The following is a 4,345-nucleotide window of genomic DNA, read 5'->3' on the forward strand; positions in this document are numbered from 1 at the left end:
CTCTCAGGGCAGCTCGCATTAATCGAATAATAAGTGAAAAAGAGCAAACACACCCTAATCAAAGGCCCTTCGGGGCCTTTTCTCTGGCTGTCTGTCGGAGATAAACTGGGGAGAGCAGCGCAGCGTAGCTGCGCTTTTTTACGTTTTACGCATAGCAAAAAGCCCTGAACGTCAGTTCAGGGCTTTCGGCTTTATTTGATGCCTGGCAGTTTATGGCGGGCATCCTGCCCGCCCCCCTTCGGGCCGTTGCTTCGCAACGTTCAAATCCGCTCCCGGCGGATTTGTCCTACACAATTCGTCTCAGGATGCCCATGCTCGTGCAGAACGCCAGATAACAGACAAAACAAACAGCCCCATGCTTTCGCATGAGGCTTGTTGTTTTATTTGATGCCTGGCAGTGTCCTACTCTCGCATGGGGAGACCCCACACTACCATCGGCGCTACGGCGTTTCACTTCTGAGTTCGGCATGGGGTCAGGTGGGACCACCGCGCTATTGCCGCCAGGCAAATTCTGTTTCATTCCAACCGCCTCACTTCCATGAAGCCATCAGAACCAATCTCGGAACGTCGCTGAAAATCTCTCTAAAAACACCTTCGGTGTTGTAAGGTTAAGCCTCACGGATCATTAGTACTGGTTAGCTCAATGCATCGCTGCACTTACACACCCAGCCTATCAACGTCTTAGTCTTAAACGTTCCTTCAGGGACCTTAAAGGCCCAGGGAAGACTCATCTTGAGGCAAGTTTCGCGCTTAGATGCTTTCAGCGCTTATCTTTTCCGCACTTAGCTACCGGGCAATGCCATTGGCATGACAACCCGAACACCAGTGGTGCGTTCACTCCGGTCCTCTCGTACTAGGAGCAACCCCTCTCAATCTTCCAACGCCCACGGCAGATAGGGACCGAACTGTCTCACGACGTTCTAAACCCAGCTCGCGTACCACTTTAAATGGCGAACAGCCATACCCTTGGGACCTACTTCAGCCCCAGGATGTGATGAGCCGACATCGAGGTGCCAAACACCGCCGTCGATATGAACTCTTGGGCGGTATCAGCCTGTTATCCCCGGAGTACCTTTTATCCGTTGAGCGATGGCCCTTCCATTCAGAACCACCGGATCACTAAGACCTACTTTCGTACCTGCTCGAGCCGTCACTCTCGCAGTCAAGCTAGCTTATGCCTTTGCACTAACCTCACGATGTCCGACCGTGATTAGCTAACCTTCGTGCTCCTCCGTTACTCTTTGGGAGGAGACCGCCCCAGTCAAACTACCCACCAGACACTGTCCTCACCCCAGATTATGGGGCCGAGTTAGAACATCAAACATTAAAGGGTGGTATTTCAAGGATGGCTCCACGCAGACTGGCGTCCACGCTTCAAAGCCTCCCACCTATCCTACACATCAAGGCTCAATGTTCAGTGTCAAGCTATAGTAAAGGTTCACGGGGTCTTTCCGTCTTGCCGCGGGTACACTGCATCTTCACAGCGAGTTCAATTTCACTGAGTCTCGGGTGGAGACAGCCTGGCCATCATTACGCCATTCGTGCAGGTCGGAACTTACCCGACAAGGAATTTCGCTACCTTAGGACCGTTATAGTTACGGCCGCCGTTTACTGGGGCTTCGATCAAGAGCTTCGCCTTGCGGCTGACCCCATCAATTAACCTTCCAGCACCGGGCAGGCGTCACACCGTATACGTCCACTTTCGTGTTTGCACAGTGCTGTGTTTTTATTAAACAGTTGCAGCCAGCTGGTATCTTCGACTGGCTTCAGCTCCATCCGCGAGGGACTTCACCTACATGCCAGCGTGCCTTCTCCCGAAGTTACGGCACCATTTTGCCTAGTTCCTTCACCCGAGTTCTCTCAAGCGCCTTGGTATTCTCTACCTGACCACCTGTGTCGGTTTGGGGTACGATTTAATGTTACCTGATGCTTAGAGGATTTTCCTGGAAGCAGGGCATCAACTACTTCTGCACCGTAGTGCATCGTCATCACGCCTCAGGGTTAGTATGCAACCGGATTTACCAGGTCACACCCCCTACACGCTTAAACCGGGACAACCGTCGCCCGGCTAGCCTAGCCTTCTCCGTCCCCCCTTCGCAGTAACACCAAGTACAGGAATATTAACCTGTTTCCCATCGACTACGCTTTTCAGCCTCGCCTTAGGGGTCGACTCACCCTGCCCCGATTAACGTTGGACAGGAACCCTTGGTCTTCCGGCGAGCGGGCTTTTCACCCGCTTTATCGTTACTTATGTCAGCATTCGCACTTCTGATACCTCCAGCAACCCTCACAGGCCACCTTCAACGGCTTACAGAACGCTCCCCTACCCAACAACGCCTAAGCGTCGCTGCCGCAGCTTCGGTGCATGGTTTAGCCCCGTTACATCTTCCGCGCAGGCCGACTCGACCAGTGAGCTATTACGCTTTCTTTAAATGATGGCTGCTTCTAAGCCAACATCCTGGCTGTCTATGCCTTCCCACATCGTTTCCCACTTAACCATGACTTTGGGACCTTAGCTGGCGGTCTGGGTTGTTTCCCTCTTCACGACGGACGTTAGCACCCGCCGTGTGTCTCCCATACAGTCCGTCTCGGTATTCGGAGTTTGCAATGGTTTGGTAAGCCGGGATGGCCCCCTAGCCATAACAGTGCTCTACCCCCGAGAGGATACATATGAGGCGCTACCTAAATAGCTTTCGGGGAGAACCAGCTATCTCCGGGTTCGATTAGCTTTTCACTCCTAATCACACCTCATCCCCTACCTTTGCAACGGGAGTGGGTTCGGGCCTCCAGTGCGTGTTACCGCACCTTCACCCTGGACAGGGGTAGATCACACGGTTTCGGGTCTACGTCTACATACTATAATTCGCCCTATTCAGACTTTTCCCTACGGCTCCCCTATACGGTTAACCTTGCTACAAAATATAAGTCGCTGACCCATTATACAAAAGGTACGCAGTCACACCACGAAGGTGCTCCCACTGCTTGTACGTACACGGTTTCAGGTTCTATTTCACTCCCCTCGCCGGGGTTCTTTTCGCCTTTCCCTCACGGTACTGGTTCACTATCGGTCAGTCAGGAGTATTTAGCCTTGGAGGATGGTCCCCCCATATTCAGACAGGATGTCACGTGTCCCGCCCTACTCATCGAACTCACGACCTGTGCATTTTAGTGTACGGGGCTATCACCCTTTACTGCGCGACTTTCCAGACGCTTCCACTAACACACAAGCCGATTCAGGTTCTGGGCTCCTCCCCGTTCGCTCGCCGCTACTGGGGGAATCTCGGTTGATTTCTTTTCCTCGGGGTACTTAGATGTTTCAGTTCCCCCGGTTCGCCTCATGCCACTATGTATTCATGACATGATAGTGTGTCGAAACACACTGGGTTTCCCCATTCGGGTATCGCCGGTTATAACGGTTCATATCACCTTACCGACGCTTTTCGCAGATTAGCACGCCCTTCATCGCCTCTGACTGCCTAGGCATCCACCGTATACGCTTAGTCACTTAACCTCACAACCCGAAGATGTTTCCATCGTTCGTGCTGCAAACATTTGAGAGACTCTATGACAGGTTACTCTTCATCCCAGTACATCTACGGAGGGATAAATTTCAGCCGTCATGTTTCAATTTTCAGCTTGTTCCAGATTGTTAAAGAGCAATATCTTAAACATGACTCGCAAGTCATCTTTAAGATTTTTTCGGTTATCGCTAACCGGTGATAATGTCTTTCACTCATTATCGGAATGGCGTCCCCAAGGGGATTCGAACCCCTGTTACAGCCGTGAAAGGGCAGTGTCCTAGGCCTCTAGACGATGGGGACCCGAAATTGGCTTATCGAATCACCGATTCGATAATTTCGGGTAAAGGTGAGATTTTTCGTGAAAAATCGAGCGCCATTGTCGTTTGTCACTGCACTGGACAGTCACAAATCTCCCGGCACTTACCTATACCACAAGGTTTTGTTTGCTCATTACTTTTTCATCAGACAATCTGTGTGAGCACGCCACTCGAACTAATATCTTTAGGTAAGGAGGTGATCCAACCGCAGGTTCCCCTACGGTTACCTTGTTACGACTTCACCCCAGTCATGAATCACAAAGTGGTAAGCGCCCTCCCGAAGGTTAAGCTACCTACTTCTTTTGCAACCCACTCCCATGGTGTGACGGGCGGTGTGTACAAGGCCCGGGAACGTATTCACCGTAGCATTCTGATCTACGATTACTAGCGATTCCGACTTCATGGAGTCGAGTTGCAGACTCCAATCCGGACTGAGATAGGGTTTCTGGGATTGGCTTACCGTCGCCGGCTTGCAGCCCTCTGTCCCTACCATTGTAGTACGTGTGT

1 tRNA gene and 3 rRNA genes are annotated in these 4,345 nt (G+C 51.7%); all 4 read right to left on the reverse strand.

Annotated elements, in window-relative coordinates:
• Positions 1-389: 389 nt before the first annotated feature.
• Positions 390-505 (reverse strand): 5S ribosomal RNA (gene rrf / locus ACFV9W_RS39005).
• Between the two features lie 99 nt (positions 506-604).
• Positions 605-3,511, reverse strand: a 23S ribosomal RNA gene (locus ACFV9W_RS39010).
• Between the two features lie 234 nt (positions 3,512-3,745).
• Positions 3,746-3,821, reverse strand: a tRNA-Glu gene (locus tag ACFV9W_RS39015).
• 206 nt (positions 3,822-4,027) lie between these two features.
• A 16S ribosomal RNA gene (locus tag ACFV9W_RS39020) occupies positions 4,028-4,345 on the reverse strand; the annotation flags it as partial.

It is taken from the genome of Streptomyces sp. NPDC059897, assembly GCF_042730865.1.
In the GTDB taxonomy this organism is placed as follows: Bacteria; Actinomycetota; Actinomycetes; order Streptomycetales; family Streptomycetaceae; genus Streptomyces.